Consider the following 22440-nt stretch of genomic DNA (forward strand, 5'->3'; position numbering starts at 1 on the left):
CGTTAATCCGCTGCCTCGTCTGAGGCTTCGATTAATCGCGAGTATTCGAGTGTGTAGATGAGTATCCAGCCGTTGCCTTCTGGCAGGACGTCACGTACGTCGTCAGCCATCTTCTCCCAGCCCAAATTTAGCCGATGCGTAGGACGCTTCATCGCCAAAGATCAACTGGCGCGTGATGTCGCGTGCCTTTTGGAATTCGAAGACGCAGTTTCGAGCTGGAACTGCCGGTCCCTGGAGTTTCGACAGGGCTTGGACACGTATCGCCCTGATTTCGTTGCCGAACGATCTCAGGATATCTTGGTAATCGATGTCGTTGGACAACATCGTCCCCCACCTTGGATTTCTGAAGCCGTCCGCGCAGAGAACTATACTTATCAAACCTGGTCACGTGGCGACATTGATCCGATCCGTTTGAAAAATTGCAAAGACCTGCTTCGTTACGCCGGGACCGAGGTCCGTCTCGGTGACCGCATCCGGTTGCTTTCGGCGCTTGAAGATGAGGGTTCCCTCACGTTTTCAGAGTGCTTGCAGATGATGAGGGAGAGCCAGCCGATATGCGCGCTGGCGAATATGATTTTAGCCCGGTTTATCGAGATAGATCTCGATACCGCGCTTCTAGGGCCTGACACCAGCGTCCGCAAGTTCTCCCGATAAATCACGTATTCTAATATTAGATCGCCAAGGGATCACCATGTCACGCAGCAAAAAGCATAGCCGTGCGCCTCAATCCATGCGCCAATACGTACTCGACAGCATCATCATCCGCGCTATCAGAGAGCATTCTTTGTTTGCGGCAGGGGGGCCTGGCTTTTTGGTCCTTGTAACACCTGAAGGATATCCCCCGTCTGAATATAGAGCGTCTGTTTTCGAACACCTTACCCAAGAGGACAGGTTCTACAGAAGCGATGATGTAGGCTGCATTCTCATCAATCTGAAAGATAAATCATCGAAGTTCGAAGACGACTATTACCAGTGCTATAAAAGGGAACGCGTCATCGCTGTGATCGAGAAAGGTGTTGAGTTGCCTTCGGTAATCCGGCTCGCCGCAGACTTGGTAATCGACATTCCCCCCATCACGTCCGACGATCTAAAAGCTGCATCGAGGGCTGTGTTGCGTCTCCCTATGACGGACGAGCAAGCCATCATTGCACTCAGCTATCCACGTGAGCACCTCTGGGCAGCTTTTCGTCCGAGACGTTCGATCAGCGAATCAATGCGACGCTTGAGGGAAACTCCGGTTGCCGCGCCAAGCAATGAGGCGAACCAAAATAAGATGCGGCCAGCCTCTGAAACGCCGATGCTTGCGGACATGTACGGCTATGGTTCGGCAAAAGAATGGGGCATGCAGCTTGCGACTGATTTAGCCGATTGGCAGGCTGGAAAGATCGACTGGGGCGATGTGGATAAAGGCATCGTGCTTAGCGGTCCTCCTGGCGTTGGCAAAAGCATTTTCGCCAACGCGCTTGCAAAGCAATGCGATGTTCTCTTGGTCGCATCATCACTTGGACGGTGGCAAAGCAGGGGGCATCTGGGCGACCTACTTAAGGCGATGCGAGCGGACTTCGACCGTGCCCGTAGCAATGCGCCGTCTATTATGTTCATCGACGAAATCGATTCCTTCGGGTCACGAGACAGTTTCGACCACGACAATGCCAATTATAGCATTCAAGTCGTGAACGCGCTGCTTGAATGCCTGGATGGATTGGATGGAAGAGAGGGTGTTGTCGTGGTGGGTGCGACGAACAATATTGATCGCATTGACCCGGCAATCATTCGCTCAGGTCGACTTGACCGACATGTTCAGATTCCACTGCCATCAGTTCCAGACAGGATTGCGATCCTTTCCCAATTGACGGACCACTGCATCCCGATTTCTGAACTAGCATCTCTAGGACCGCTCACCAAAGGTATGACAGGTGCCGATTTGGCAAAAGCTGTTCGCGATGGACGGAGGCTGGCAAGGCGGGATAAGCGGCAGCTCACTCTGGAAGACCTGAAGGCAGGACTTCCGGAAGCGGTCAAAATTTCCGGTGACCACCGTTGGGCTATTGCAGTTCATGAAGCCGGGCACACAATTGTTGGTACTCAACTCAAATACGGCACGTACCTGGGTACCAATATTTCAGATTTCGTGCGCCCCGACTTAAAGCATCAGATGGGCGGCGCTGCTCATTTCGATATTCCCCCCGTGGCTCGTCGCAACCAACAATTCTATCTAAATTGTGTTGCAGTGATGCTGGCGGGCCTGGCGGCAGAACAACTATGCCTGGGAGACCTAAGCGACGGGGCGGGCGGAGGAGAAAACTGCGACCTCGCCGTCGCCACGCGCATTGCAACCTATGCTGAAGCCAAGCTTGGGATGGGGGCAACGTTCCTTCACAGCAAGGCTGAGAGCGATGAGGAACTCGAAAGAATCAGGCTGCACGATGCCGGTCTGCGAGCCCGGGTGGAAAAGACCCTGGCAGACCAATTTGAGAGAGCGAAGGACATCCTGAAAAGAAAGCGAGTCCTGCTTGAGATGCTGGCGACGGAACTAGACGCGAACGGCTTTCTCTCCCCTGAACGCGTTATCGAACTGGAGAAAAACATCGCCGTTTCAATTCCTTCGGAATCTCAAATAGTTTGAATCCAGCGGTACCGCTAGTTGGTCCCAATTTTTTCGGGGGAAGCTTCATGTGGGTTGGTGGTATGCCACGTGTCGGTCTGGGGATTATAGATTCCCGGGAGTGGGTAGCAGCTGTGGATAAGAAGGAAGTCTCGCGTATTGAAAGTTGCAATAGGTGTTCTATGTACCAGAGCTGCTGCGGCAACATGAAGGTCCTGCCCATGCCTGAGACGTTTTGCACCGGGATGAGAAACGATGAGATTGCGTAGCTTCGGATCGGCAGCTAATGTTCCCCAAGCTTCGGCTACCTCTTTCCCTGTTTCCAGGATAGGCATGCCCAACGTCATTAGATTCTGGTACCACCGCGTCAATTGTACCGCTTTCACCGGATCGCGGGAACAAAGCTGCGTAATGCCCTGTTGGAACTCCATGATTGCGGCAGCTGGAATAAACAGGTTTGAGGCCGTTTCTATGAAGCGAATGACGTCCGGATGAGGCCTCACCCTGCTTGTTTCGCTTAGGACGCATGTGTCGAGAATATATCCTGCCACCATGGAAGTATGCTCACGTGAAAATAAGGGCACGCTCCACATTTATAGTTAAAGCGGAGTTAATCTCGCTTTATCGGAAATCGCCCGGCGATATTCGTTTTATCTAGGAATGACACAATGACTGAAGACGAGCATCTCTCGCCATCCGAAGGCACCAGCGGCAACATAGCTGGAGAGGAGATTACCATTCCAGCAGAGGGTGAGTTGCGGCGGTTCTTTGACACCCTCCGCAACGAGGGAAAAATCACTGTTAGGGATGGAGTAGATCGTTTTTCTGTGCAGATGTCTCCTTTACAGATTTCCGATAAAGCGCGAGCATTTTTAACTCGCGGAGGGCCAATTCCCGGCGACTAACGTGGTGGCTTTTCGCCCGATCCTGGCTCGTCGCCGCGCTCGGAAGCCAATGGGTGTCGATAATCCGGTTGAGTTTGTCAGGTTTTATTACCAGAAGCAGGGGCATCACGCGCGTCTCGCTAGTTTGGGTTCATAGGCGCGATTCTCTGGCAACGGCCTGACGGAGTGATTGCTACCCACAAAGCAGGATTTCTGCGGGGTGCACATTGGACACAACGCACAAGGCATCAGGCGCAGCAGGTATTGCTCGACGAAGACGGCGTACAACAGGATGTCACTGGATTTGACCGCTCCGCCAACCACCGGTCACGTGGTTTACAGCTTGCGGCGCGTGGCTCCAGGGAAACGCGGAAAGCCCCATTCTCAATGCTTGGCATCCCCGCGCAGAACAACTGCATCGGCACAACACCATCGCTGACTTCGAAGGTCAGCTTGGCCGATCCATCTAGACGAACGTGTTCGGAGACCTTGCGAACGATGGTCGCGAATTTGCCCGCCGACATATGGGTTCGGTCGTCTTCCTCAATATCCCATAGCTGAACGAAAATCTCTGACCAGGCTTCCGGGTTCGCTCCGCAATCCAGCGCAAAAAACTGGCCAGCTTTAACCTCCGTCACGTGATATCCAGGCCGAATAACGGTACCGTTGTACGAAAACACCAACGGTAGTTCTGGATTGGCGGCGACTTGGTCGAGCATGTCGCCCAAGGTGATATCTGCTGTCTTGTGTACCACACTCATCTGCGCTACTCCTATTTTCAATTATTCAAGGAATATTGAAATATGAATGAACGTCAAGCCCTCGCATCGTTTGCTGCATTATCTCACGAAACGCGTTTGGCGATTGTCCGCGCTCTGGTCGTCGCAGGACCTGATGGGATGGCGGCAGGCACCATCGCCGAGCGAATGAACCTTTCACCTTCTAATGTCTCGTTCCATCTCAAGGAACTGGACCGAGCTGGATTGATCTTTCAACGGCGAGAATCCCGGTCCATCGTCTACACCGCTGGCTATGATACTCTGGCCGAGCTTGTGACATTCCTCATGAAGGATTGCTGTGCAGGCCATCCGACGATTCGAAGCTCCGTCGAGCAACGCGAGACATGCTGCCAATTGCCGGAAACGAACCGTCAGGATGGTCTAGGTGCGTAGTCGTCATGTCGGTATCGTTTCCGCACTCGGCATAACCCAGATCATCGGCTACGGGACGCTTTATTATTCGTTCTCGATCCTGGCACCGCAAATAGCGGCGGACCTGTCGATCAGCCTTGAGCAGGTCTTTGCTGTTTTTTCCCTTTCCCTATTTGTCGGCGGACTGTGCGCGCCGGTCATCGGCAGGCAAATGGACAAAATCGGTGCAGCAACAGTGCTCACGATAGGCTCGGCTCTATCAGCTCTGACCTTGATAATTTGCGCCTGGTCACCGTCGGTTGCGATATTCGCGGTCGGGATCGTCTTGCTGGAGGTGTCGTCAGGCATGGTACAGTATCAGGCTGCCTTTGCAGCTTTGGTAGAAAATGATCCCAAGTCGGCATCGCGCAATATCACCTACCTCACTTTAATCGGCGGGTTTGCCTCAACGATTTTCTGGCCGATCTCAGTGGCTCTACTCGACGTCATTACCTGGCGCGAAATCTATCTCTTGTTTGCCGCACTGAACCTCGCGTTGTGCATGCCGCTGCATTTCTGGATCATGAGGCAGGGCAAGGCGATAAAGACCAACGGTGTTCAGCAGGCTCGTGAACATGTTGTCGGTGCCATTCCAGTGGAGAAACGACGTAAGGCGATGCTGATCGTATCGGTGGCTTTCGCGATCCTCGGTTTCACACTCGCCTCTATCCTCGCTCACATGGTTCCGATGCTCGACACACTCGGTCTTGGTACTACGGCTGTTGTCATAGGCGCATTGTTCGGCCCGGCACAGGTGATGAGCCGACTGATCAACATGGTCTTCGGATCGCGCCTGTCGCCACCAATGTTGGCGGTGATATCTGCAGCCTTGATGGTTGGCGGCATTGTCGTCTTAGGGATCACGGGGAACTCGCTGCCCGGGGCTGTGGCGTTTGCTATTTGCCTCGGCCTGGGGTCTGGCATCAACTCCATCGCCCAGGGGAGCCTGCCGCTCTATCTTTTCGGCAGTGAAGGATACGGGGCCGTCACTGGCAAGATGGCAGCAGCGAGACTGGCAGCCGGAGCAGCAGCGCCGTTTGCCTTTGCTGCGATGATGGAACGCTTCGGTATCAGCACATCACTATTCCTGTCTGCGGCACTCGGTGCGATAGGAGTTATTGCGTTCTTGAGTGTCGCTAAAAGGGTGCGGCGAAGCCGTCAGGTAGCCGCATAAACTTTCAAGAGGAGTTGCTGCGACACTCAGCTCATTCTAGCGGTAGACGTGGCGTCAAATCTTAAAGTGGTAATGTTAAATCTGCTCGAACATTTCACAATGGTCATGAGCTGTCGTTCAGTTTATACAAACTCTCCTAGCCTTCCTTGCATTGGCTTCGGCGAACATTCTCTCGTCGGACTTTGCTTTTGAGGAGGCAATATGAATACCCTGGTGTTGATTAAGCTGTTTTTTCGTTTTTGTAGAGTTCAAAAGAGGATGGTCAAAGTGACATCAGAAGAGGATCGTGGCGATATGCCAAATGAAGAAGTGTTTGCTATCTTGCAGCGACTTTCCGAGGAAGCTCGTGAAATACCTGGTGAGCCTGTTAACGCACATCGCGCTCGATTTGAGGAACGTCGCCGCCTGTTCGAAAATACCCATCAGAATAACGCAGGGCCTAGATTCTGATGGTGACCATTCATTCGAATGTCGATGATGACATTGATCGCATCTATAAGTTTCTCCGCACCAAGCGAGGGCTCGACGAAGCAGAAGCAACAGCTATCGTAGATCAGATTTACGAAGACGCTGATGATGTTGGCATCCCACCCATCGGCCGTTTTCAGGGATTAACGTTCCACCGGGCGCGCAACGGATACTTTCTCTGGTTTGTCGCAACGGGTACGGACATTCAGGTATATGCCGTTTATCATAGCCGAGAAGAATACGATAAGGTTATTCATGGACGGGCGGAGCAGACGGCCTGATCGGAGGCTTCGCCTGCTTTCGACGTCTTCAAAACAAAACTTTAGACACAAAAAAACGCCTTTTGCACGTCTCAGTTAGAAGAATACCTCCCGAAAGATTGCAACCGAACGATATGCCGGAAAATCGATCAAACGGACTTCAGCTGGACGCGTTGTTCGAGCTTTGACGACTCTTCCTTCCGCTCGCTATAACGGTCCGTCAAATATGCGGAAGCATCGCGTGTCAGCATGGTGAACTTCACCAGTTCCTCGCAGACGTCGACGACTCGGTCGTAGTAGGAAGACGGCTTCATCCGGCCATCTGCATCGAACTCCTGGAAAGCCTTTGCCACACTGCTCTGATTCGGAATGGTGATCATCCGCATCCAGCGACCGAGGATGCGCATCTGGTTCACCGCGTTGAATGATTGGCTGCCGCCGGAAACCTCCATGACAGCGAGCGTCTTTCCCTGGGTCGGCCGTACGGAGCCGACCGACAGCGGTATCCAATCGATCTGGGTTTTCATGATACCGGTCATGGCACCGTGGCGCTCTGGGCTCACCCAGACCTGGCCTTCGGACCAGGCAGAAAGATCGCGCAATTCTTGAACTTTCGAATGGCTGACAGGAGCCTCATCCGGCAAGGGCAGGCCCTTGGGATCGAAGACCCTGACCTCGCACCCGAAATGCTCCAGGAGACGACGGGCTTCGTGGGCCAGGAGCCGACTATAGGATACCTCGCGAAGTGAGCCGTACAGGATCAAAATTCTGGGCTTATGCGTCGAAAACTTCGGGCGCAACGCATCGAGATCGGGCTGGTGAAAATGCTCCGGAGAGGCTGCAGGTAATGTATCAGACAATGCGCTGTCCCTTCTCATCGAGAACCTGCTCACCGTCTTCTTTTGTGAACGGTCCTTTGAATGCGTCAGAAGGCAATATTTCGAGCGCGACCTCCGATGGCCGGGAAAGACGCGTACCCATCGGCGTCACCACGAACGGACGATTGATCAGGATCGGGTCCTTCAGCATGGCATCGAGCAACTGATCGTCGGTCAGCGCTGGATTATCGAGCCCAAGTTCAGCATAGGGCGTGCCCTTTTCCCGTATTGCCTGGCGGACCGTCAGACCGGCATCGGCAATCATCTTGGCGAGTTGGCTTCTTGTCGGTGGCGTCTTCAGGTATTCAATAACAGTCGGCTCGATGCCCGCGTGCTGGATCAGTTCAAGGGTGTTGCGGGAAGTGCCGCAGGCGGGGTTGTGATAGATAGTGACGTCCATGATCATTCTACTCCTTGGCCGGTAGCTGGAAGCGTTGTGGTACGGGAACGTGAAAACAGCCATCCTGCAAGAATGACGGCAATGAGGGCTCCGACGCATTGCGCAATGATGAAACCTGGCAGGTCGATGGGTCGAATGCCTGAGAATGTGTCCGTGAGACTTCGGGCAATTGCGACGGCTGGATTGGCAAACGATGTCGAGGCGGTAAACCAATACGCCGCCGTGATGTAGAAGCCAACCAGGGCAGGAATGGCTTCTGCTTTGAAACGTAAACCGCCGAGAATTGTGAGTAGCAAACCGAAGCTTGCTATTGCCTCGGCCATCCACTGTGACGATCCTGTGCGTAAGGTCCCTGATATCTGGAAGATCGGCAGCTCGAACATGCCGTGAGCAACAAACGTTCCAACGATGCCGCCTGCGATCTGGGCCAGAATATAGGGTCCGATGGCTGCATTGGCGATTTCACGCCTGATCGCGAACACCATGGTCACAACAGGGTTGAAGTGCGCGCCAGATATGGGGCCAAGGATCGTAATCAGAACAAACAGGATCGCGCCTGTCGGGATGGTGTTGCCGAGCAGGGACAATGCCACGTCATCGGTCAGGCGATCAGCCATAATGCCCGATCCAACAACCGTAGCGACGAGGACGGCTGTTCCAAGCGCCTCTGCTGTGAGGCGACGTCCAAGATCGTATGTCACCTTAGTCAGCTTTCTGCGTGTGACTACCGATGTCGTCGAGCCGCTTTTGGAGGGCAAGCCTGTCGAGACTTGCCATTGGTAAGCTCGTAAAGATCGAGAGGCGGTTGTTGAGCATTCTGTAGGTATCGTCAAAAGCTAGGTGCTTTTCAGCTTCGGTACCTTCAGCGGCAGCGGGGTCGGGCAAACCCCAATGGGCCGTCATCGGTTGGCCAGGCCAAACGGGACAAGCTTCGTTGGCGGCGCTGTCACAGACGGTGAACACGAAATCCATTTGCGGAGCGCCAGAGACCGCAAATTCCTCCCAGTTCTTGGAACGGGCGAAGCTGACATCATGGTTCATCGTTTTGAGCAGTTGCAGAGTATACGGATGAACCTCTCCTTTGGGCTGCGAACCCGCTGAGTAGGCTTTGAACCTGCCTTGGCCAACCCTGTTGAGGATAGCCTCGGCAATTATGGAGCGAGCGGAATTGCCCGTGCACAGGAAGAGCACGTTGTAAGTCTTTTCAGTCATGGTCGTTGTCCATGGTTAGGTCGAAGGTCTGTTTAGTCTCATGATCGTTGCCGTTGCCGGGCAAATGCTTGAAAGTTGACGGGTGGCGAGGATGGCTGCAGGCACGACTGCGCGATCAACCACCTGGAATCCAAGGCCAGAGAAAAATGGCGCTGCCGTGGTCGTAGCGAGGTAGACGGTACTAGCTACTGGAGCCGCTCGGAGCGTCTCGACAACGATCATCTTGCCCAGGGACTTTCCCCGGTGATCCGGCAGCACGACAACTGATCTAAGAAGAACGTCCTGACCGCATTGTTCGACACCAGAGTAGCCGACCGTGTTGTCGTCTCGCCCGACCGCTCGAAAGAACGTTCGTCCGGATTCAGCGATATCCTCTGTCGGCAAGCCAGAAAGAGACAGCGCCTGTGTCAGGTCGCTGAGGTCCCCTGAGATGTTTTCCAAGCGGACATAGGTCATGATGGTGCCCCCGTTGGTGTGCAGCATGGTGTCAGTTCTGCGATCAGCGGTGCGCAAAGCTCCGTAGAACCGCCACAGCAATCCTTGAGGAGGAAAAGAGTAAGGTCTCGGAGCCCATCGAGATCGGCACGGTAGATGATTGACCGGCTTTGACGCTCACTCCTCACCAGGCCTGCCCGGGAAAGCGTTGCGAGATGCGCAGACATCGTATTCTGTGGCACGTCGAGCAGCTTGGCCAGTTCGCCCGCAGGGACACCATCGGGTTCGTGACGAACCAGAAGGCGAAACGTTTCGAGGCGGGTGGTTTGGGCAAGCGCCGAGAGCGCACTGATGGCTGATGTGTTTTCCATATATCCAGAATAATGGATATTGTGTACTTGTCAATGATCTTGCTGACTGCGGTTTTGCCAGTTGAGCTTTGCAACTTGCAACGCCACGCCCAATCCTGGGGACGATTGAAAGGACGCCCATGGATTACTTACCTCACCCCGCACGCACCATGTTTATCACGGCAGCCGCATACGAACGCTCAGCTCAAGCGAAAGTAGCCATCGAGAAGAACATCGCCATTACCGATCCCGGGTTGGACCGCCAACGCGAAGCTATAGGTCAGTGGGTCGATTCTTTTGAGCAGTCGGGAGCAACCGACGACCAGATTGTAGACATGGAAGCTCGTGTGAGGGTTCTAAGGATGATCGCCGAGCCGGTATTGCACGGTGAGCAGTGTTCGATCTTCGACGTATCCGCGTTGATCCCGAAGTTGCCGAAGAACGACATCTCGGACTTTAGCCTGCGCAATCTGGCGCTGCCTGGTGATGAAACCATCTACATCCACTTTGGTCGCCAAGACGCGCTTTTCGTTGACCGGGCCCAGGACCTCTATTTTGAGGGCGCTTATGTTACGCAAGTTGACGATGAGATAGGTGACGACGAAGTCAGCACATTCCAGATAGCGCTCGTATTCAGCGATCCGGAATTCGGAGCACTGGCTTTCGACCGTCCAGTCGGTCAGACGCTTAAAAGGAACTCGGACTTCGTTCGGTTCGAGATCAAACATACCAACAGCATCCAACAAAGCTTTGCCAGCATGGCCCAAAACGGGTTGGTAGAAGAGAGCCAGATTTTAACTGCCCCGTTGAACGTCTATCGCGGAGCGTATGATCTTCTCGTTAGATCGATGATCTACCTCGGCGTTGAAGGGCAAGACTTAGAACTCGGCTTCTTCGAAGGGGCTCCGGACGACCAGGTGCAGCAGGCCTTCAAGGGCGATGAAAACGCCGAACAGTACCTTTTAGAAAACGGCTTTCCTGCGGTGCAGTTTTTCGGCCGAAACGTCGGACTGGTTCCGGACCTTTCGGAACCCGATTGGGGCGCTGAGCCAGTTGGCTTTCGGATTTAGGGGAATGTGTGCGTCAAGCCATAAAGCGGCCAGGGAAAGTTCTTAAGGGGCATCCGCCCCCTAAGAGGGTTTCTGGGGAAATTCGTTAGGGGCCGCACCACTCGTTCATGCCGATAATGTCGTTCAAATCATAAGAGGTGGTGCGGGTGGTCGGGGTCGAACCGACACTCCTTGCGGAACCGGATTTTGAGTCCGGCGCGTCTACCAATTCCACCACACCCGCATTTCGCTGCCGATTGTGTTTCAGGTCACTGAGGCAATGCCACGGCGTCTATCACGGGCGAGACCTCGCGTGCAAGCCCAAAAGCAGGAAATTTGCCTTTACGAAAGGCTATCCCAGCGCGCGGTGGCGTAGGGCGAAAATCACGAGCCGACATTTAAAAAGTCGGCGAAATTGCTGCGGCGCAGGCATTTCAATCAGTCGCGCCTGTTTCAAAACAATACACCTGGGATTGAATTATTCGGATAATTTTAGATATCTCTAATAAATTAGTATATACGCAATTACTAATTGAAACTATGATGCCGATGTGGAGTTTCCACGCGGGGCGGGAGTAGCCAACTCATAGGGAGGAAATTATGAGGGCTCTTTCTCGCAATTTGTTACTGTCTGCCTGCCTGATCCTACCGGTCAACGCCCATGCGCTGGATATCGGGATCGGCGGAGAGAACGGGGTTAATGCTAGCGTGGGTAGCAATGATAGCGGCGGTCTCGGTGTCGGTGCTTCCGTTGGCGGCAGTGGAGGGATTAATGCCGGTGCCGATATCGGCGGCCGCAGCGGCGGCGGGCTGGGTGCGGATGTCAACGCTTCGGTCGGTGGCAGCAATGGGGTCAATGCGGATGTCAACGCATCCGTCGGCGGTTCCAGCGGGGTCAATGCCGGCGTGAATGCCTCCGTTGGCGGTTCCAACGGCATCAACGCGAATGTCGGAGCCAATGTCGGCGGATCAAGCGGGCTCGGTGTTGATGTCGGACTGGGCATTGGCGGCTCGGGTTCGCCCGGTAACCCTGGCAATCCGGGTAACCCGGGAAATCCTGGTAACATCGGAAATCCGAACAATCCCGACCGGCCGATGACGCCTCGCGCCATGCGTCAGGTCATTCAGTCCTATAACGACATGTCGCGCACGGAGCAGATAAAGCTTGCCCGCCGGTGCGTCGATATTCTGGGTGGCGGATACGATGCGGCTTTGACGCAATTGTGCAAGATGATCAGGACGGCCTCGCGCTAAGACGGGTTCCATCCGCGTCATGAAATCCGAAGGGCGCCAACGGCGCCCTTCGGATCAATTGCCCTTGCGTCCGAAGGACAGGATCTTCTGCCGCAGGCTGCGGGCGAGGTTGCGGGTGTTGCGGTACATGTCCACCTGCGTGGAAACCTGCCGCACATCCCGGTCGCTGTTCTGGGCAAGCCCGACGACCAGCGTGCCCATTTCCTGACGCTCCTGCCAGAAGCGGCTCATGATCGGATGATCGGGCACGGCGCAGCTGTCGCTGCGCAGAATATTGGCGTCGTCCAGATGCCAGTCGGTCAGTTTCTGCACCAGCAGCTTGCCGGGGGAAAATTGCGCATAGCTCTCGTCGAAAGCGGTCTTCCACGTATAGGCCTCGCCCGCCGTGATGAAGACGACCATGGAGGCGATGGCGCTGCCATTGAGATCGATAGTGTGGATACGCACCGCATCCGCTTCGGCCAGATTGGTGATCGCTTCGCGGGCGAAGGCGGCACGATAACGGTCGTTGACCAGCGCGGTGCGTTTACGGCCTTTCCAGCCGCTCGCCTCCAGCGCCAGAAACTCCTCCATGCGGTAACGCACGTCTGCTGGCTGCCGGGTAACGGTATAGGAGAGGGCCCCAAGTTTTTCGAGTTGACGCCACTGCCTGTTCATTTCGCGCAAATGGTGCGGCGCAAGGGCGTTTCGCAGATAGGCCTTGCCATCGAGAAGGCTTTCCAGCATCGGCCGGTAATAATTGCCCGTCGTCGTCACCGGCAGGTTGCGGCTGAGCGCGATGGCTTTGAACATGCGGGCAAACGGCCCTTCCAGCCGAACATCCGGCAGAACCAGAACATTCGGCAGACGCATGTTGCTGTCGGAAAGCGCATCGAAAAGATTGTCGAGGGTTTCGGCAGCGCCTTCGGTGTCGACCAGCGGCGTGCCGAGCGGCCCGAATGGATTGGCCCAGACGCGAATGATGGAGGGACCGATGGAAAAGCCCGGCTTTTCCACGGTAAAGGGCATCAGGAAGCGCATGCGGCTTCTGGCGCCATTCTCATCGCGAATGAGGGCGAAGCGCACGGACTTGTCCTCGATGCGCGGCATGGCGGGCGCGAGAAGCCTTCCGGTGAAGAAGACATTCGCCTCCATGACGCGGTTGGACAGAAAGTCGAGTTCTTCCTGCATGTCATAACCGAGCTGACCCGGATAGATGCAGAATTCCCGGCCATCGCGGCCCACGCGTCGGCTGCTGTCGGCCACGGGGCGGTCACGCTCCGCGGACGCCATCAGTGCCGCGATGCGCGGGTCCTGAAAATCCGGATTCTTTGGATCGCTGGACATGCTTATCGTTACACCGCCTTCCCAGTGTTTTGACCCGCCTGGGGATCGTTGAAGGCAAAAAGGACGATCCCGAGTGTGCGGCGAATGGCAATATGCAATAGCACAGCTTCTATGCACATGGCTATCGCCACCGCTGCCGCTGCCCCTGCCAGACCATAGACCGGAATGAGCGCCATGTTGAGTGCAATGTTGCAACCGAAGATGATAATATAAAGCACGACGCACAATTTTTGTTTGCCGGCCATGTTCAGCAATGTTTCCCCCGGGCCGATCAGCGCCTTGGCGAGGAAACCGGCGAAAAGGAAGAACATCAGCTCGTAGCCCTGAACGAAGCCGGGACCGAACAGCGACAGCAGGAACGGGCCGGCCAGAAGCACCGCGCTGCCGACGCCGAGCGATGGCCAGAAGGCCCAGCGCGCTGCCTGGCTGGCGAAACCGGCGAGCCCCTGCCGGTCATTGGCCGACATGAGGGCGGCCAGGCGCGGGGCGGCGGCCGCCTGCACCGAGAAAAACACGAATTGCATCAGCACGATGGTCTTTGCCGCGGCAAAATAGATGCCAACCTGATCCGGCGGCAGATAAAGCCCGACGATTACCACATCGGAATTGGTCATCAAAAAACCGATGCCGTCGATCAGGAACATCGGGAAGGCGAACCTTATCCAGTGGCGGAAATGCACCCTGCGGACCGTGCTGCGGAAATGCCGGTTGAGCCTGCGGTTCATGAAGGCGAAATGGAAAAGCGTGGTGACATAGGTGGCAAGAAGGGCCGTCAGCATGGCCGTCGTTGCGGTTTTTTCCGCGCCGAGACCGATTGCCACCAGCATAAACAGCAGGATCAGCAGCGGGCGAACGATATAGGTGGGGCTGAGGGCGGAGACCGCCCAGCCATTGGCGCGCGCGGTGCCGTTCAGCACATCGCCCAGCGCCACCATCGGCAGGGTGAAAAGCGCGAGCGACACGGGAATGAGATAATAGGAGGCGATGCGCTCGCCGAAGAAATACAGGAAAACGAAACCGAAAATCGCAAGCGCGCTGGCCGAAAGCATGGCGAAGATCCGCGCCGTCGAGGTCAGCCCCATGATCTTGTCATGGGCATCCTCCAGACGATAGCCGGGTAAAAAGCGGATGACGGTGGTGTGAAAACCGAGACAGGAAAGATTGCCGAACAGGATCACCAGAACCCAGACGAAGGCGAACAGGCCATATTCGAATTCGCCCATCAGGCGGGCAAGAATGATCTGGGAAATGAAGGCTATACCGGCGCTGACGATACGCACCGCAAACGCAACCAGCGCCATGCGCTGCGCGCGGGAGACCTCATCACCGCCGGAAAGAACAACGGCGACTTTCGCTACCAGCGGCGAAAGTTTCGCGCGCAGGCCTGCGGGTAAGGCTTTTTCCGCCGTGTTGAGGATAGCCATGATCCACACGCCATCATTTCCAGTTGAATAGGCAGGCCGATCATACGCGCTTCATCCTTAACGAAGGGTTTGGGACGCGCCGGCCTGTGTGCCAATATCGTCCGCCACGCGTGGCTTGCGAACGCCGTTGAACAGGAAAAGGGCGAGCGGGCTGAGGCGTATCGCCTGATGCAGCATATAGGTCGCCGTCGTGGTGGCCGCGACGATGATGGTAAATTCCACGATCGGCGGCAGCGCAATGAGGATGAACAGCGTCCCGAAGGCGTAGATCAGCGGATGGTGGAACAGGTAGATGGTGAAGGACGCATCCGTCATGCGTCTGACAAGCCGGTTCGGCCTGTCGAAATAACGGCAGGCGAGGTCTATCAACAGACGGCTTGCCGCCACCGCCGCAATTGCCGACACCAGCACCAGCAGGGCCGAATTCGAAAAGGGATATTGCAGGCGCAGGGTCACCGCCGTCGCGATGGCGCCCGCCGCGATGACGCCGGTGAGAAGGCCCGTCTGGCGAAAGCGGTGAAAGAGGGCGCGGTCACGGTGCAGCAGCGCGCCAATGAGGAAGAATGGCAGGTAACGCGCATAGGGATCGGAAGCGCGTTCATAGAGAAAAAAGAGGCCGCTTCCGCTCTTTGCTGCAAGCTGGCCGGATCCGTAGATCATCAATTCCCACACAACAGGTACGAGGCAGAGCATTGCGAAAAACAGGGAGGTATGCCCCTGCCGCAGGCTGCCGAACCAATCTCTCACATAGGTTACTGGCGGACGTTCCAAGAGAAACAGCAGGCCGGCAAGCAGGATCGAATAGAAGATAAGGGCCGGCAGGAACCATAGATGCATGATCCACTGTTCGCTCGGGCGCAGCAGGCCGGGCAGGCTCTCAAGCAGCCGGTCGGCCGGGATATTGCCTTTGGCGACGCTGGCCAGTTGCAGCAGGAAAAGCTGTGATGGCCCGAGCAGAAGGACCGCGACGATAAAGGGCACGCCGAGGCGCAGGAAACGCTGTCTCAGCCAGCGCATCTTGCCCTTCTTGCCGATGACCATGGTGGAAAAATAGCCGGCCACCAGAAAGAATGCCGGCATGCGGAAGGTGACGAGTGCGGTACCCAGCGCGCTCAGAAGCGGGCTGGTGTCGAAATCCTTGATGTCCCATGTCAGGGCATAGCTGTAAAGGAGGGAGGCGTGATAGGGAATGCCGAGCAGCATGAGGAGCGCCCTTAGCGGGTCCCAGTAGTGCTCGTAGTCTGATTTGCCCGGTTGCATTTTTCCCTCGCGCCGCAGGCGCGATCCCGTGTGATCAGCAATGACCAGCACGACTATTGGTGGAAAACGCTAATAAACCCTTCACGCCCCGGAGGGTGTGGGCGGAGCCTTTTTCCTTGGCATGAGATCGAGGACCAGCGCACAGCCCAGAATGATGATGCCGGCGCCGAAAAGCTGGGGAAGCGAAAGCGGCTCATCCAGCACCAGCGCGCCGACGAGGACCGCAACGACGGTCACGGCGAATTCCACGCTGATCGCCCTGGTTGCGCCGATTGAGGAGACAAGCTTGAAATAGGTGATGTAGGTGAGGCCGCTCATGACCACCGCCTGTACGAGAAGATAACCGTAATCGATGAGGCGCGGTGCTCCGGGCAGGGGCACGGCCAGAAGAAGCGGCAATGTCATCAGCCCGCCCGTGAGAAAGGAGCCGATGGTGATTTCCCACGAACCCACGCCCTTGAGATAGCGGCTGGCATAGTTGCTGCCATAGGCGGCGCAAATGCAGGCGGCGAGGGCGGCGGCACAGCCGATGATGAAGCCGGTCGTGACGGGCACAGCGGGGAAGCCGACAAGCAGCAAGATGCCGCTAAAGCCGATGATGAGGCCGGCAAAGCCCTGTTTCGTCAGGCGTTCAAGTCCCCAGACCTGCGAGATGAGCATGGAAAAAAGCGGGATGGTGGCCACCAGAATGGCTGCCATGGCGGTGCCGACCAGCGGCGTCGCATAGGAAAGGCCTATCAACTGTCCCGCAACCGTTGTGGCGCCAACCACGGCAAAGGCACGCCAGCTCGCGGAAAATGCAAGCTTTCGGCGCGCCGCAATCGCGATCAGAAACAGGGTGACGGCGGTGACCAGCGAACGGAGCGTGACCGCGCCGATCCAGCCGAAGGCCTCGACGACATGCAAAAGCAGCAGGAAGGACATTCCCCACGCGAGTGCGAGAAAAACATAAGCGGCAAAGTCGCGAGGGGCCATGAAAGCTTTTTCCGGAAGACGATCCGGCTCCCATATTGGAAATTGCCGATATCCGTCAACAGCGATCGAGGGGTGCAACGAAAATCGCCCGCAACCGAAGGTGCGGGCGATTCCGTTTGTCTGTCAGGAACTGCCTCAGGCCTGTTCGTAAACGCCGTGGCAGTGCTTGTATTTCTTGCCGGAGCCGCAGGGGCACATTTCGTTGCGGCCGATGCGACCCCAGGTGGCGGGGTTTTCCGGATCGCGATCCTCGGCCGGCACGAAGGCGGCGGGCGCGGCCTGTTGGCCCAGCGCCATTTCGTCTTCGCCCGTATTGGGGTCGAGATGATGCGCCGTCATTTCCGGCAGTTCCGGCTGCTGCGGTTCCTGCTGCACCAGTTCCACCCGCATCAGCTGGGCGGTAACGGCCTCGCGCAGATTGGCGAGCAGCGCCTGGAAGAGTTCGAAGGCTTCCGCCTTGTATTCCTGCAGCGGGTCGCGCTGGGCATAACCGCGGAAACCGACGACGGAACGGAGATGGTCGAGGTTGACGATATGTTCGCGCCACAGATGGTCGATCGTCTGGAGAATGACCGAGCGTTCCACATAGGTCATGATCTCGGGGCCGAAACGTTCCGCGCGCTCGGCGGCGTATTTGTCGGCGGCCTCGGTAACACGCTGAAGAATATCGTCCTCAGCGATGCCTTCTTCCTTGGCCCATTCCTCCACCGGCAGGTCGAGGTTGAGGAACTGGGCGATGCCGGCCTTCAGGCCTGCAATATCCCACTGTTCCGCATAGGCATTTTCCGGAATATGCTTGGTGACGAGCGTTTCGATCACTTCATGGCGCATATCGGCTGCGGTTTCGCCGATATTGTCGGCTTCCATCAGCTCGAGGCGCTGTTCGAAGATGACCTTGCGCTGGTCGTTCAGCACGTCGTCATATTTCAGAAGGTTCTTGCGGGTCTCGAAGTTGCGGGCTTCGACCTTTTTCTGGGCGCGTTCCAGCGCCTTGTTGATCCACGGATGGACGATTGCCTCGCCTTCCTTCAGGCCGAGCTTCTGCAGCATCGAGTCCATGCGCTCGGAACCGAAGATGCGCATCAGGTCATCCTGAAGCGACAGGTAGAATTTTGAACGGCCCGGGTCGCCCTGACGGCCGGAACGGCCGCGCAGCTGGTTGTCGATGCGTCGGCTTTCGTGGCGTTCGGTGGCGATGACATAAAGACCGCCGGCGGCGAGCGCCTTTTCCTTCAGAACTTTGATCTCGGCGCGGATCGCCTGTTCCTTGGCGTCGTGTTCCGGACCGGGTTCGATGCCTTCGAGCTCGCGCTCAAGCCGCATGTCGACGTTGCCGCCGAGCTGGATGTCAGTACCGCGGCCGGCCATGTTGGTGGCGATGGTGACCGCACCCGGAACGCCGGCCTGCGAAACGATATAGGCTTCCTGCTCGTGGTAACGGGCGTTCAGGACCTGGAAATCGGAGAAGCCGGATTGACGGAGGAGATGCGCCAGAAGCTCGGATTTTTCGATGGAAGTCGTACCCACCAGAACCGGCTGGCCGCGTTCATGCGCCGCCTTGATCTCGGTGATGATCGCCTGGAACTTCTCCTCGCCGGTGCGGTAAACCTCGTCGTCCTCATCGATACGCTGGATCGGCAGGTTGGTCGGCACTTCGATGACGTCGAGGCCGTAAATGTTGCCGAATTCTTCCGCTTCCGTTGCCGCCGTACCGGTCATGCCGGCCAGCTTTTCGTACATGCGGAAATAATTCTGGAAGGTAACGGAGGAAAGCGTCTGGTTTTCCGGCTGGATCTGCACCTTTTCCTTGGCTTCGAGAGCCTGATGCTGACCTTCGGAATAACGGCGGCCCGGCATCATGCGGCCGGTGAACTCGTCGATGATGACGATTTCGTCGTTGCGGACGATATAGTCCTTGTCGCGGGTGAAGAGCTTGTGGGCCTTCAGCGCATTGTTGATGTGGTGAACGATGGCGACGTTTTCGACGTCGTAAAGCGATTCGCCCTTCAGGAGGCCCGCCTGCCGCAGCAGGTTCTCGAGCTTCTCGGTGCCGTCTTCGGAAAAGTTGGCCGAGCGCTGCTTTTCATCGATTTCGTAATCTTCCGGCGTCAGCAGCGGAATGAAGGCGTCGATGGTGTTGTAAAGGTCGGAACGGTCGTCCAGCGGGCCGGAAATGATGAGCGGCGTGCGCGCCTCGTCGACGAGGATCGAGTCGACTTCGTCGACGATCGCGTAGTTGTGGCCGCGCTGAACCATCTGGGCGCGGTCATATTTCATGTTGTCGCGCAGATAATCGAAGCCGAGTTCGTTGTTCGTCGCGTAGGTGATGTCGCAGGCATAGGCCTCGCGGCGCTGGTCGTCGTCCAGCCCGTGGACGATCACGCCAGTCGTCAGGCCGAGGAAGCCGTAGAGCCTGCTCATCGTGGCCGCGTCGCGCTTGGCGAGATAGTCGTTGACGGTGACGACATGCACGCCCTTGCCGGCAAGGGCGTTAAGGTAGACCGCAAGGGTTGCCACCAGCGTCTTGCCTTCACCGGTCTTCATTTCGGCGATGGCGCCGCCATGCAGAATCATGCCGCCGGTCAGCTGCACGTCGAAGGGGCGCATGTGCAGAACGCGGCGCGACGCTTCACGGGCGACGGCGAAAGCCGGGATCAGCAGGTCGTCCAGCGTCTTGCCGTCGGCAAGCTGCTGGCGGAACTCAGCGGTCTTGGCCGCCAGCGCTTCGTCGGAGAGCGCCTTGGTGGCTTCTTCCAGCGCATTGATGGCTGCGATCTTGCTTTTATAGGAGCGGACGCGGCGGTCATTTGCCGAACCGAACAACTTGCGGGCTATTCCGCCGAGACTGACCATCTTACTGGCCCTTTCTGAAATTCCGTTTTGCCGGGCGCTTTTCTCCGTCACGCCGATTTCAGCATAAATGACGGACTTCGCCCTTCAACGTATCTGGACGCGAGGTTGCGTGACAGATAAGAGGGGGGGCAAATGATGTCAACGGTTCTGCCCGTTACAGAATGGCCACAATCCGGTGTTTGGAAGTTTTTTCAGAGCCGGAAACCATGTCTGGAGCCGGCATTGTCCCCGAAAGGTTCAAAATGTTGCGCTATAATAAAATTGCGGCTGCGGTGATTGTGGCCACGCTCGGCCTCCAGCTTCCGGCTTTCGCACAGGAAGACAAGGTTGTCGCCAAGGTCGGCGATCTGGAAATCCACCAGTCCGAACTCGACCTCGCCATGAGCAACCTCGACCCGCAGCTCGCGCAGCTTCCCGATGAGCAGAAGAAGGTTGCAGCCCTTTCCGGCGCGATCGACGTCAAGCTTCTGGTGAAAAACGCCAGCGCCGAAGGTCTGGAAAAGACTGAAGATTTCAAGAAGCGCATGGAATTCATCCAGGACCGTGAGCTGCACAACGCCTATTTCCGCAAGCATGTCGTCGATGCCGTTACCGCTGACGAAGTAAAGGCTCGCTACGACAAGGAAGTCGCAGCCCTGCCGCAGGAAGAGGAAATCAAGGCCGCGCACATTCTCGTCGCCAGCGAGGACGAAGCCAAGGACATCATCAAGCAGCTTGATTCGGGCAAGGATTTCGCCGCACTCGCCAAGGAAAAGTCGACCGATTCCAACAAGGATGACGGCGGCGATCTCGGCTGGTTCGGCAAGGGCCGCATGGTGCCGGAATTCGAAGAAGCCGCTTTCGGTCTCGAAAAGGGCGCCTACACCAAGGCTCCGGTGAAGACCCAGTTCGGCTTCCACGTCATCAAGCTGGAAGACAAGCGCATCGCACCGCCGCCGGCTTTCGAGCAGGTCGAGCCGCAGGTTCGTCAGCTTGTCATGCGCGACAAGTACGTTGCCCTCATCGAGAAGGCAAAGGCCGACCAGAAGATCGAAATCATGGATGAGACGCTGAAGAAGGGCTACGACGAAGCCACGAAGGAACAGCAGGCTCAGCCGCAGCAGTAAAAACAAATGTTACGGGGCGGCTATGGGCCGCCCCGTTTCATCTCAGGCATTCCAGACCCCTTTTCCAGAATTTCAGGCGCTTCCCATGTCCGTTGCCGTTTCTCCGCTCGCTCCGAAATCCTATCCTGACATGCCTGCGCTGCGCGGCGTTCGCATGGCGACGGCCGCCGCCGGCATCAAGTACAAGAACCGCACCGACGTTCTGCTGATGGTGTTCGACAAGCCGGCAAGTGTTGCCGGCGTCTTCACCAAATCGAAATGCCCTTCCGCCCCGGTCGATTTCTGCCGCGCCAATCTCGGCGGCGGCGTGGCGCGTGCCGTGGTGGTCAATTCCGGCAATGCCAATGCCTTTACCGGCGTCAAGGGCAAGGCCGCGACCGAATTGACGGCGAAATCCGCCGCCGCTGCCGTTGGCTGCTCCGAGGGCGAGGTCTTTCTGGCATCGACGGGCGTGATCGGTGAGCCGCTGGATGCTTCGAAATTTGCCGGCGTTCTCGGCGACATGAATGTCAGGGCGGAAGCCGATTTCTGGCAGGAAGCCGCCAAGGCGATCATGACGACCGACACCTATCCCAAGGTTTCGACCCGCACCGCCGAAATCGGCGGCGTGATCGTGACGATCAACGGCATTTCCAAAGGTGCTGGCATGATTGCGCCCGACATGGCGACGATGCTCTCTTTCGTGGTGACGGATGCCGATATTGAGCCTGCCGCCCTGCAATCCCTGCTTTCCGCCGGTGTCGGCCCAACCTTCAATTCCGTGACGGTCGATAGCGACACTTCCACCTCCGATACGTTGATGCTGTTTGCGACAGGTGCTGCCGCTGAAGACGGCCAAGTGAAGGTAACGAGCGCCGATGACGAGCGCCTTGCCGGCTTCCGCGCCGCGCTGAACGATCTTCTGAAGGACCTTGCCTTGCAGGTGGTTCGTGATGGCGAAGGCGCGCGCAAGATGGTGGAAGTCACCGTAACGGGCGCGGAAAACGATGCCGCCGCCAAGAAGATTGCCCTTTCCATCGCCAATTCACCGCTGGTGAAGACCGCGGTTGCCGGCGAAGACGCCAATTGGGGCCGCGTCGTCATGGCCGTCGGCAAATCCGGCGAAATGGCGGACCGTGACCGCCTCGCCATCTGGTTCGGCGGCGTGCGCGTAGCTGTCAACGGCGAGCGCGACCCGGATTATTCGGAGGCGGAAACCAGCGCGGTGATGCGTCTCGAAGACATTCAGGTAAAGGTGGATATCGGCCTCGGTCAGGGCACTGCCACCGTCTGGACCTGTGACCTGACGAAAGAATATGTTGCGATCAACGGCGACTATCGGAGCTGACCGTTGGAGC

The 22440-nt window shown here is 56.9% G+C and carries 24 protein-coding genes and 1 tRNA gene; 11 read left to right on the plus strand and 14 right to left on the minus strand.

The window, feature by feature from the left end:
* The first annotated feature begins 57 nt into the window (after positions 1 to 57).
* Together F3H58_RS06955 and F3H58_RS06960 are read left to right on the plus strand one after the other, a co-directional pair.
* Positions 58 to 654: a hypothetical protein gene (locus tag F3H58_RS06955; protein WP_149741668.1), complete on the plus strand. Its 597-nt coding sequence runs from the start codon at positions 58 to 60 to the stop codon at positions 652 to 654.
* 37 nt (positions 655 to 691) lie between these two features.
* Positions 692 to 2626 (plus strand): AAA family ATPase, encoded by a 1935-nt coding sequence (locus F3H58_RS06960; RefSeq protein WP_149741669.1) that lies wholly within the window; start codon positions 692 to 694, stop codon positions 2624 to 2626.
* A gap of 14 nt (positions 2627 to 2640) precedes the next feature.
* Here F3H58_RS06960 and F3H58_RS27720 read toward each other — a convergent pair whose 3' ends face one another.
* Positions 2641 to 3198, minus strand: coding sequence for a PIN domain-containing protein (locus F3H58_RS27720; RefSeq protein ID WP_149741670.1), 558 nt, complete (start codon positions 3196 to 3198; stop codon positions 2641 to 2643).
* Between the two features lie 75 nt (positions 3199 to 3273).
* On the opposite strand from F3H58_RS27720, the gene F3H58_RS06970 reads away from it, so the two are divergent.
* The gene (locus F3H58_RS06970) at positions 3274 to 3510 is read left to right on the plus strand and encodes a hypothetical protein (protein WP_149741671.1); all 237 of its coding nucleotides are present in this window, start codon (positions 3274 to 3276) and stop codon (positions 3508 to 3510) included.
* A 227-nt stretch (positions 3511 to 3737) separates the two neighbouring features.
* On the opposite strand, the gene F3H58_RS06975 is transcribed toward F3H58_RS06970, so the two are convergent.
* Positions 3738 to 4250, minus strand: coding sequence for a DUF6428 family protein (locus F3H58_RS06975; RefSeq protein WP_149741672.1), 513 nt, complete (start codon positions 4248 to 4250; stop codon positions 3738 to 3740).
* Between the two features lie 42 nt (positions 4251 to 4292).
* Here F3H58_RS06975 and F3H58_RS06980 point away from each other — a divergent pair, with 42 nt between their 5' ends.
* From F3H58_RS06980 to F3H58_RS06995, 4 genes are all read left to right on the plus strand, one after another.
* Positions 4293 to 4661 carry an ArsR/SmtB family transcription factor gene (locus F3H58_RS06980; protein WP_149741673.1) on the plus strand — a complete coding sequence of 123 codons (369 nt, stop codon included), beginning with the start codon at positions 4293 to 4295 and terminating at the stop codon, positions 4659 to 4661.
* Complete coding sequence (gene arsK, locus F3H58_RS06985) at positions 4654 to 5853, plus strand: arsenite efflux MFS transporter ArsK (protein WP_149741674.1); 1200 nt, start codon at positions 4654 to 4656, stop codon at positions 5851 to 5853. Before F3H58_RS06980 ends, arsK begins: the two co-directional genes overlap by 8 nt.
* 201 nt (positions 5854 to 6054) lie before the next feature.
* On the plus strand, positions 6055 to 6303 hold the full coding sequence (locus F3H58_RS06990; protein ID WP_149741675.1) for a hypothetical protein: 249 nt from the start codon (positions 6055 to 6057) through the stop codon (positions 6301 to 6303).
* A complete protein-coding gene (locus F3H58_RS06995; protein WP_149741676.1) occupies positions 6303 to 6602 on the plus strand; it encodes a hypothetical protein in 300 nt (99 codons plus the stop codon). Before F3H58_RS06990 ends, F3H58_RS06995 begins: the two co-directional genes overlap by 1 nt.
* 128 nt (positions 6603 to 6730) lie before the next feature.
* Here F3H58_RS06995 and arsH read toward each other — a convergent pair whose 3' ends face one another.
* The 6 genes from arsH to F3H58_RS07025 are packed head-to-tail and all read right to left on the minus strand — an operon-like array spanning position 6731 to position 9877.
* Positions 6731 to 7459, minus strand: coding sequence for an arsenical resistance protein ArsH (gene arsH / locus F3H58_RS07000; protein ID WP_149741677.1), 729 nt, complete (start codon positions 7457 to 7459; stop codon positions 6731 to 6733).
* Entirely contained in the window at positions 7434 to 7865 is a 432-nt protein-coding gene (arsC, locus tag F3H58_RS07005) for an arsenate reductase (glutaredoxin) (protein ID WP_149741678.1), read from the minus strand. Before arsC ends, arsH begins: the two co-directional genes overlap by 26 nt.
* Positions 7862 to 8560, minus strand: a complete 699-nt coding sequence (locus F3H58_RS07010; RefSeq protein WP_149741679.1) for an aquaporin — start codon at positions 8558 to 8560, stop codon at positions 7862 to 7864. The genes arsC and F3H58_RS07010 overlap by 4 nt, the downstream gene beginning before the upstream one ends.
* A gap of 1 nt (position 8561) precedes the next feature.
* The gene (locus tag F3H58_RS07015) at positions 8562 to 9071 is read right to left on the minus strand and encodes an arsenate reductase ArsC (protein ID WP_149741680.1); all 510 of its coding nucleotides are present in this window, start codon (positions 9069 to 9071) and stop codon (positions 8562 to 8564) included.
* Positions 9072 to 9086: 15 nt separating this feature from the next.
* The gene (gene arsN2 / locus F3H58_RS07020; RefSeq protein ID WP_286169185.1) at positions 9087 to 9554 is read right to left on the minus strand and encodes an arsenic resistance N-acetyltransferase ArsN2; all 468 of its coding nucleotides are present in this window, start codon (positions 9552 to 9554) and stop codon (positions 9087 to 9089) included.
* Positions 9524 to 9877 (minus strand): ArsR/SmtB family transcription factor, encoded by a 354-nt coding sequence (locus tag F3H58_RS07025; protein ID WP_149741682.1) that lies wholly within the window; start codon positions 9875 to 9877, stop codon positions 9524 to 9526. Before F3H58_RS07025 ends, arsN2 begins: the two co-directional genes overlap by 31 nt.
* 119 nt (positions 9878 to 9996) lie before the next feature.
* Between F3H58_RS07025 and F3H58_RS07030 the strand changes: the two genes are divergently transcribed.
* Positions 9997 to 10926 (plus strand): hypothetical protein, encoded by a 930-nt coding sequence (locus tag F3H58_RS07030; protein ID WP_149741683.1) that lies wholly within the window; start codon positions 9997 to 9999, stop codon positions 10924 to 10926.
* Between the two features lie 138 nt (positions 10927 to 11064).
* Here F3H58_RS07030 and F3H58_RS07035 read toward each other — a convergent pair.
* Positions 11065 to 11149, minus strand: a tRNA-Leu gene (locus F3H58_RS07035).
* 356 nt (positions 11150 to 11505) lie between these two features.
* Here F3H58_RS07035 and uppQ point away from each other — a divergent pair.
* A complete protein-coding gene (uppQ, locus tag F3H58_RS07040) occupies positions 11506 to 12159 on the plus strand; it encodes a polysaccharide biosynthesis GNAT family N-acetyltransferase UppQ (RefSeq protein ID WP_149741684.1) in 654 nt (217 codons plus the stop codon).
* Positions 12160 to 12213: 54 nt separating this feature from the next.
* Here uppQ and F3H58_RS07045 read toward each other — a convergent pair whose 3' ends face one another.
* The 5 genes from F3H58_RS07045 to secA form a co-directional block, all read right to left on the minus strand.
* On the minus strand, positions 12214 to 13485 hold the full coding sequence (locus F3H58_RS07045; protein ID WP_149741685.1) for a GNAT family N-acetyltransferase: 1272 nt from the start codon (positions 13483 to 13485) through the stop codon (positions 12214 to 12216).
* 8 nt (positions 13486 to 13493) lie between these two features.
* Entirely contained in the window at positions 13494 to 14909 is a 1416-nt protein-coding gene (gene uppV, locus F3H58_RS07050; RefSeq protein WP_149741686.1) for a Wzx-type polysaccharide biosynthesis protein UppV, read from the minus strand.
* Positions 14910 to 14966: 57 nt separating this feature from the next.
* Positions 14967 to 16169, minus strand: a complete 1203-nt coding sequence (gene mdoC / locus F3H58_RS07055) for a glucans biosynthesis protein MdoC (protein ID WP_149741687.1) — start codon at positions 16167 to 16169, stop codon at positions 14967 to 14969.
* 81 nt (positions 16170 to 16250) lie between these two features.
* Positions 16251 to 17144, minus strand: coding sequence for a DMT family transporter (locus F3H58_RS07060; RefSeq protein WP_078053421.1), 894 nt, complete (start codon positions 17142 to 17144; stop codon positions 16251 to 16253).
* A 135-nt stretch (positions 17145 to 17279) separates the two neighbouring features.
* Positions 17280 to 19997, minus strand: coding sequence for a preprotein translocase subunit SecA (gene secA / locus F3H58_RS07065; protein ID WP_080819300.1), 2718 nt, complete (start codon positions 19995 to 19997; stop codon positions 17280 to 17282).
* 242 nt (positions 19998 to 20239) lie between these two features.
* Here secA and F3H58_RS07070 point away from each other — a divergent pair, with 242 nt between their 5' ends.
* Positions 20240 to 21103, plus strand: coding sequence for a peptidylprolyl isomerase (locus tag F3H58_RS07070; RefSeq protein WP_035237262.1), 864 nt, complete (start codon positions 20240 to 20242; stop codon positions 21101 to 21103).
* Positions 21104 to 21188: 85 nt separating this feature from the next.
* Positions 21189 to 22430, plus strand: a complete 1242-nt coding sequence (gene argJ, locus F3H58_RS07075; protein WP_149741688.1) for a bifunctional glutamate N-acetyltransferase/amino-acid acetyltransferase ArgJ — start codon at positions 21189 to 21191, stop codon at positions 22428 to 22430.
* Positions 22431 to 22440: the final 10 nt, after the last annotated feature.

This window comes from Rhizobium sp. NFACC06-2, from assembly GCF_900101425.1.
Lineage (GTDB): Bacteria > Pseudomonadota > Alphaproteobacteria > Rhizobiales > Rhizobiaceae > Agrobacterium > Agrobacterium leguminum.

Coding starts and splice junctions, on each gene's coding strand:
- F3H58_RS06955 (WP_149741668.1), top strand. CDS start 58: ATGAGTATCCAGCCGTTGCCTTCTGGCAGGACGTCACGTACGTCGTCA.
- F3H58_RS06960 (WP_149741669.1), top strand. CDS start 692: ATGTCACGCAGCAAAAAGCATAGCCGTGCGCCTCAATCCATGCGCCAA.
- F3H58_RS27720 (WP_149741670.1), bottom strand. CDS start 3,198: ATGTGGAGCGTGCCCTTATTTTCACGTGAGCATACTTCCATGGTGGCA.
- F3H58_RS06970 (WP_149741671.1), top strand. CDS start 3,274: ATGACTGAAGACGAGCATCTCTCGCCATCCGAAGGCACCAGCGGCAAC.
- F3H58_RS06975 (WP_149741672.1), bottom strand. CDS start 4,250: ATGAGTGTGGTACACAAGACAGCAGATATCACCTTGGGCGACATGCTC.
- F3H58_RS06980 (WP_149741673.1), top strand. CDS start 4,293: ATGAATGAACGTCAAGCCCTCGCATCGTTTGCTGCATTATCTCACGAA.
- F3H58_RS06990 (WP_149741675.1), top strand. CDS start 6,055: ATGAATACCCTGGTGTTGATTAAGCTGTTTTTTCGTTTTTGTAGAGTT.
- F3H58_RS06995 (WP_149741676.1), top strand. CDS start 6,303: ATGGTGACCATTCATTCGAATGTCGATGATGACATTGATCGCATCTAT.
- arsH (WP_149741677.1), bottom strand. CDS start 7,459: ATGAGAAGGGACAGCGCATTGTCTGATACATTACCTGCAGCCTCTCCG.
- arsC (WP_149741678.1), bottom strand. CDS start 7,865: ATGATCATGGACGTCACTATCTATCACAACCCCGCCTGCGGCACTTCC.
- F3H58_RS07015 (WP_149741680.1), bottom strand. CDS start 9,071: ATGACTGAAAAGACTTACAACGTGCTCTTCCTGTGCACGGGCAATTCC.
- arsN2 (WP_286169185.1), bottom strand. CDS start 9,554: ATGCTGCACACCAACGGGGGCACCATCATGACCTATGTCCGCTTGGAA.
- F3H58_RS07025 (WP_149741682.1), bottom strand. CDS start 9,877: ATGGAAAACACATCAGCCATCAGTGCGCTCTCGGCGCTTGCCCAAACC.
- F3H58_RS07030 (WP_149741683.1), top strand. CDS start 9,997: ATGGATTACTTACCTCACCCCGCACGCACCATGTTTATCACGGCAGCC.
- uppQ (WP_149741684.1), top strand. CDS start 11,506: ATGAGGGCTCTTTCTCGCAATTTGTTACTGTCTGCCTGCCTGATCCTA.
- F3H58_RS07045 (WP_149741685.1), bottom strand. CDS start 13,485: ATGTCCAGCGATCCAAAGAATCCGGATTTTCAGGACCCGCGCATCGCG.
- uppV (WP_149741686.1), bottom strand. CDS start 14,909: ATGGCTATCCTCAACACGGCGGAAAAAGCCTTACCCGCAGGCCTGCGC.
- mdoC (WP_149741687.1), bottom strand. CDS start 16,169: ATGCAACCGGGCAAATCAGACTACGAGCACTACTGGGACCCGCTAAGG.
- F3H58_RS07060 (WP_078053421.1), bottom strand. CDS start 17,144: ATGGCCCCTCGCGACTTTGCCGCTTATGTTTTTCTCGCACTCGCGTGG.
- secA (WP_080819300.1), bottom strand. CDS start 19,997: ATGGTCAGTCTCGGCGGAATAGCCCGCAAGTTGTTCGGTTCGGCAAAT.
- F3H58_RS07070 (WP_035237262.1), top strand. CDS start 20,240: ATGTTGCGCTATAATAAAATTGCGGCTGCGGTGATTGTGGCCACGCTC.
- argJ (WP_149741688.1), top strand. CDS start 21,189: ATGTCCGTTGCCGTTTCTCCGCTCGCTCCGAAATCCTATCCTGACATG.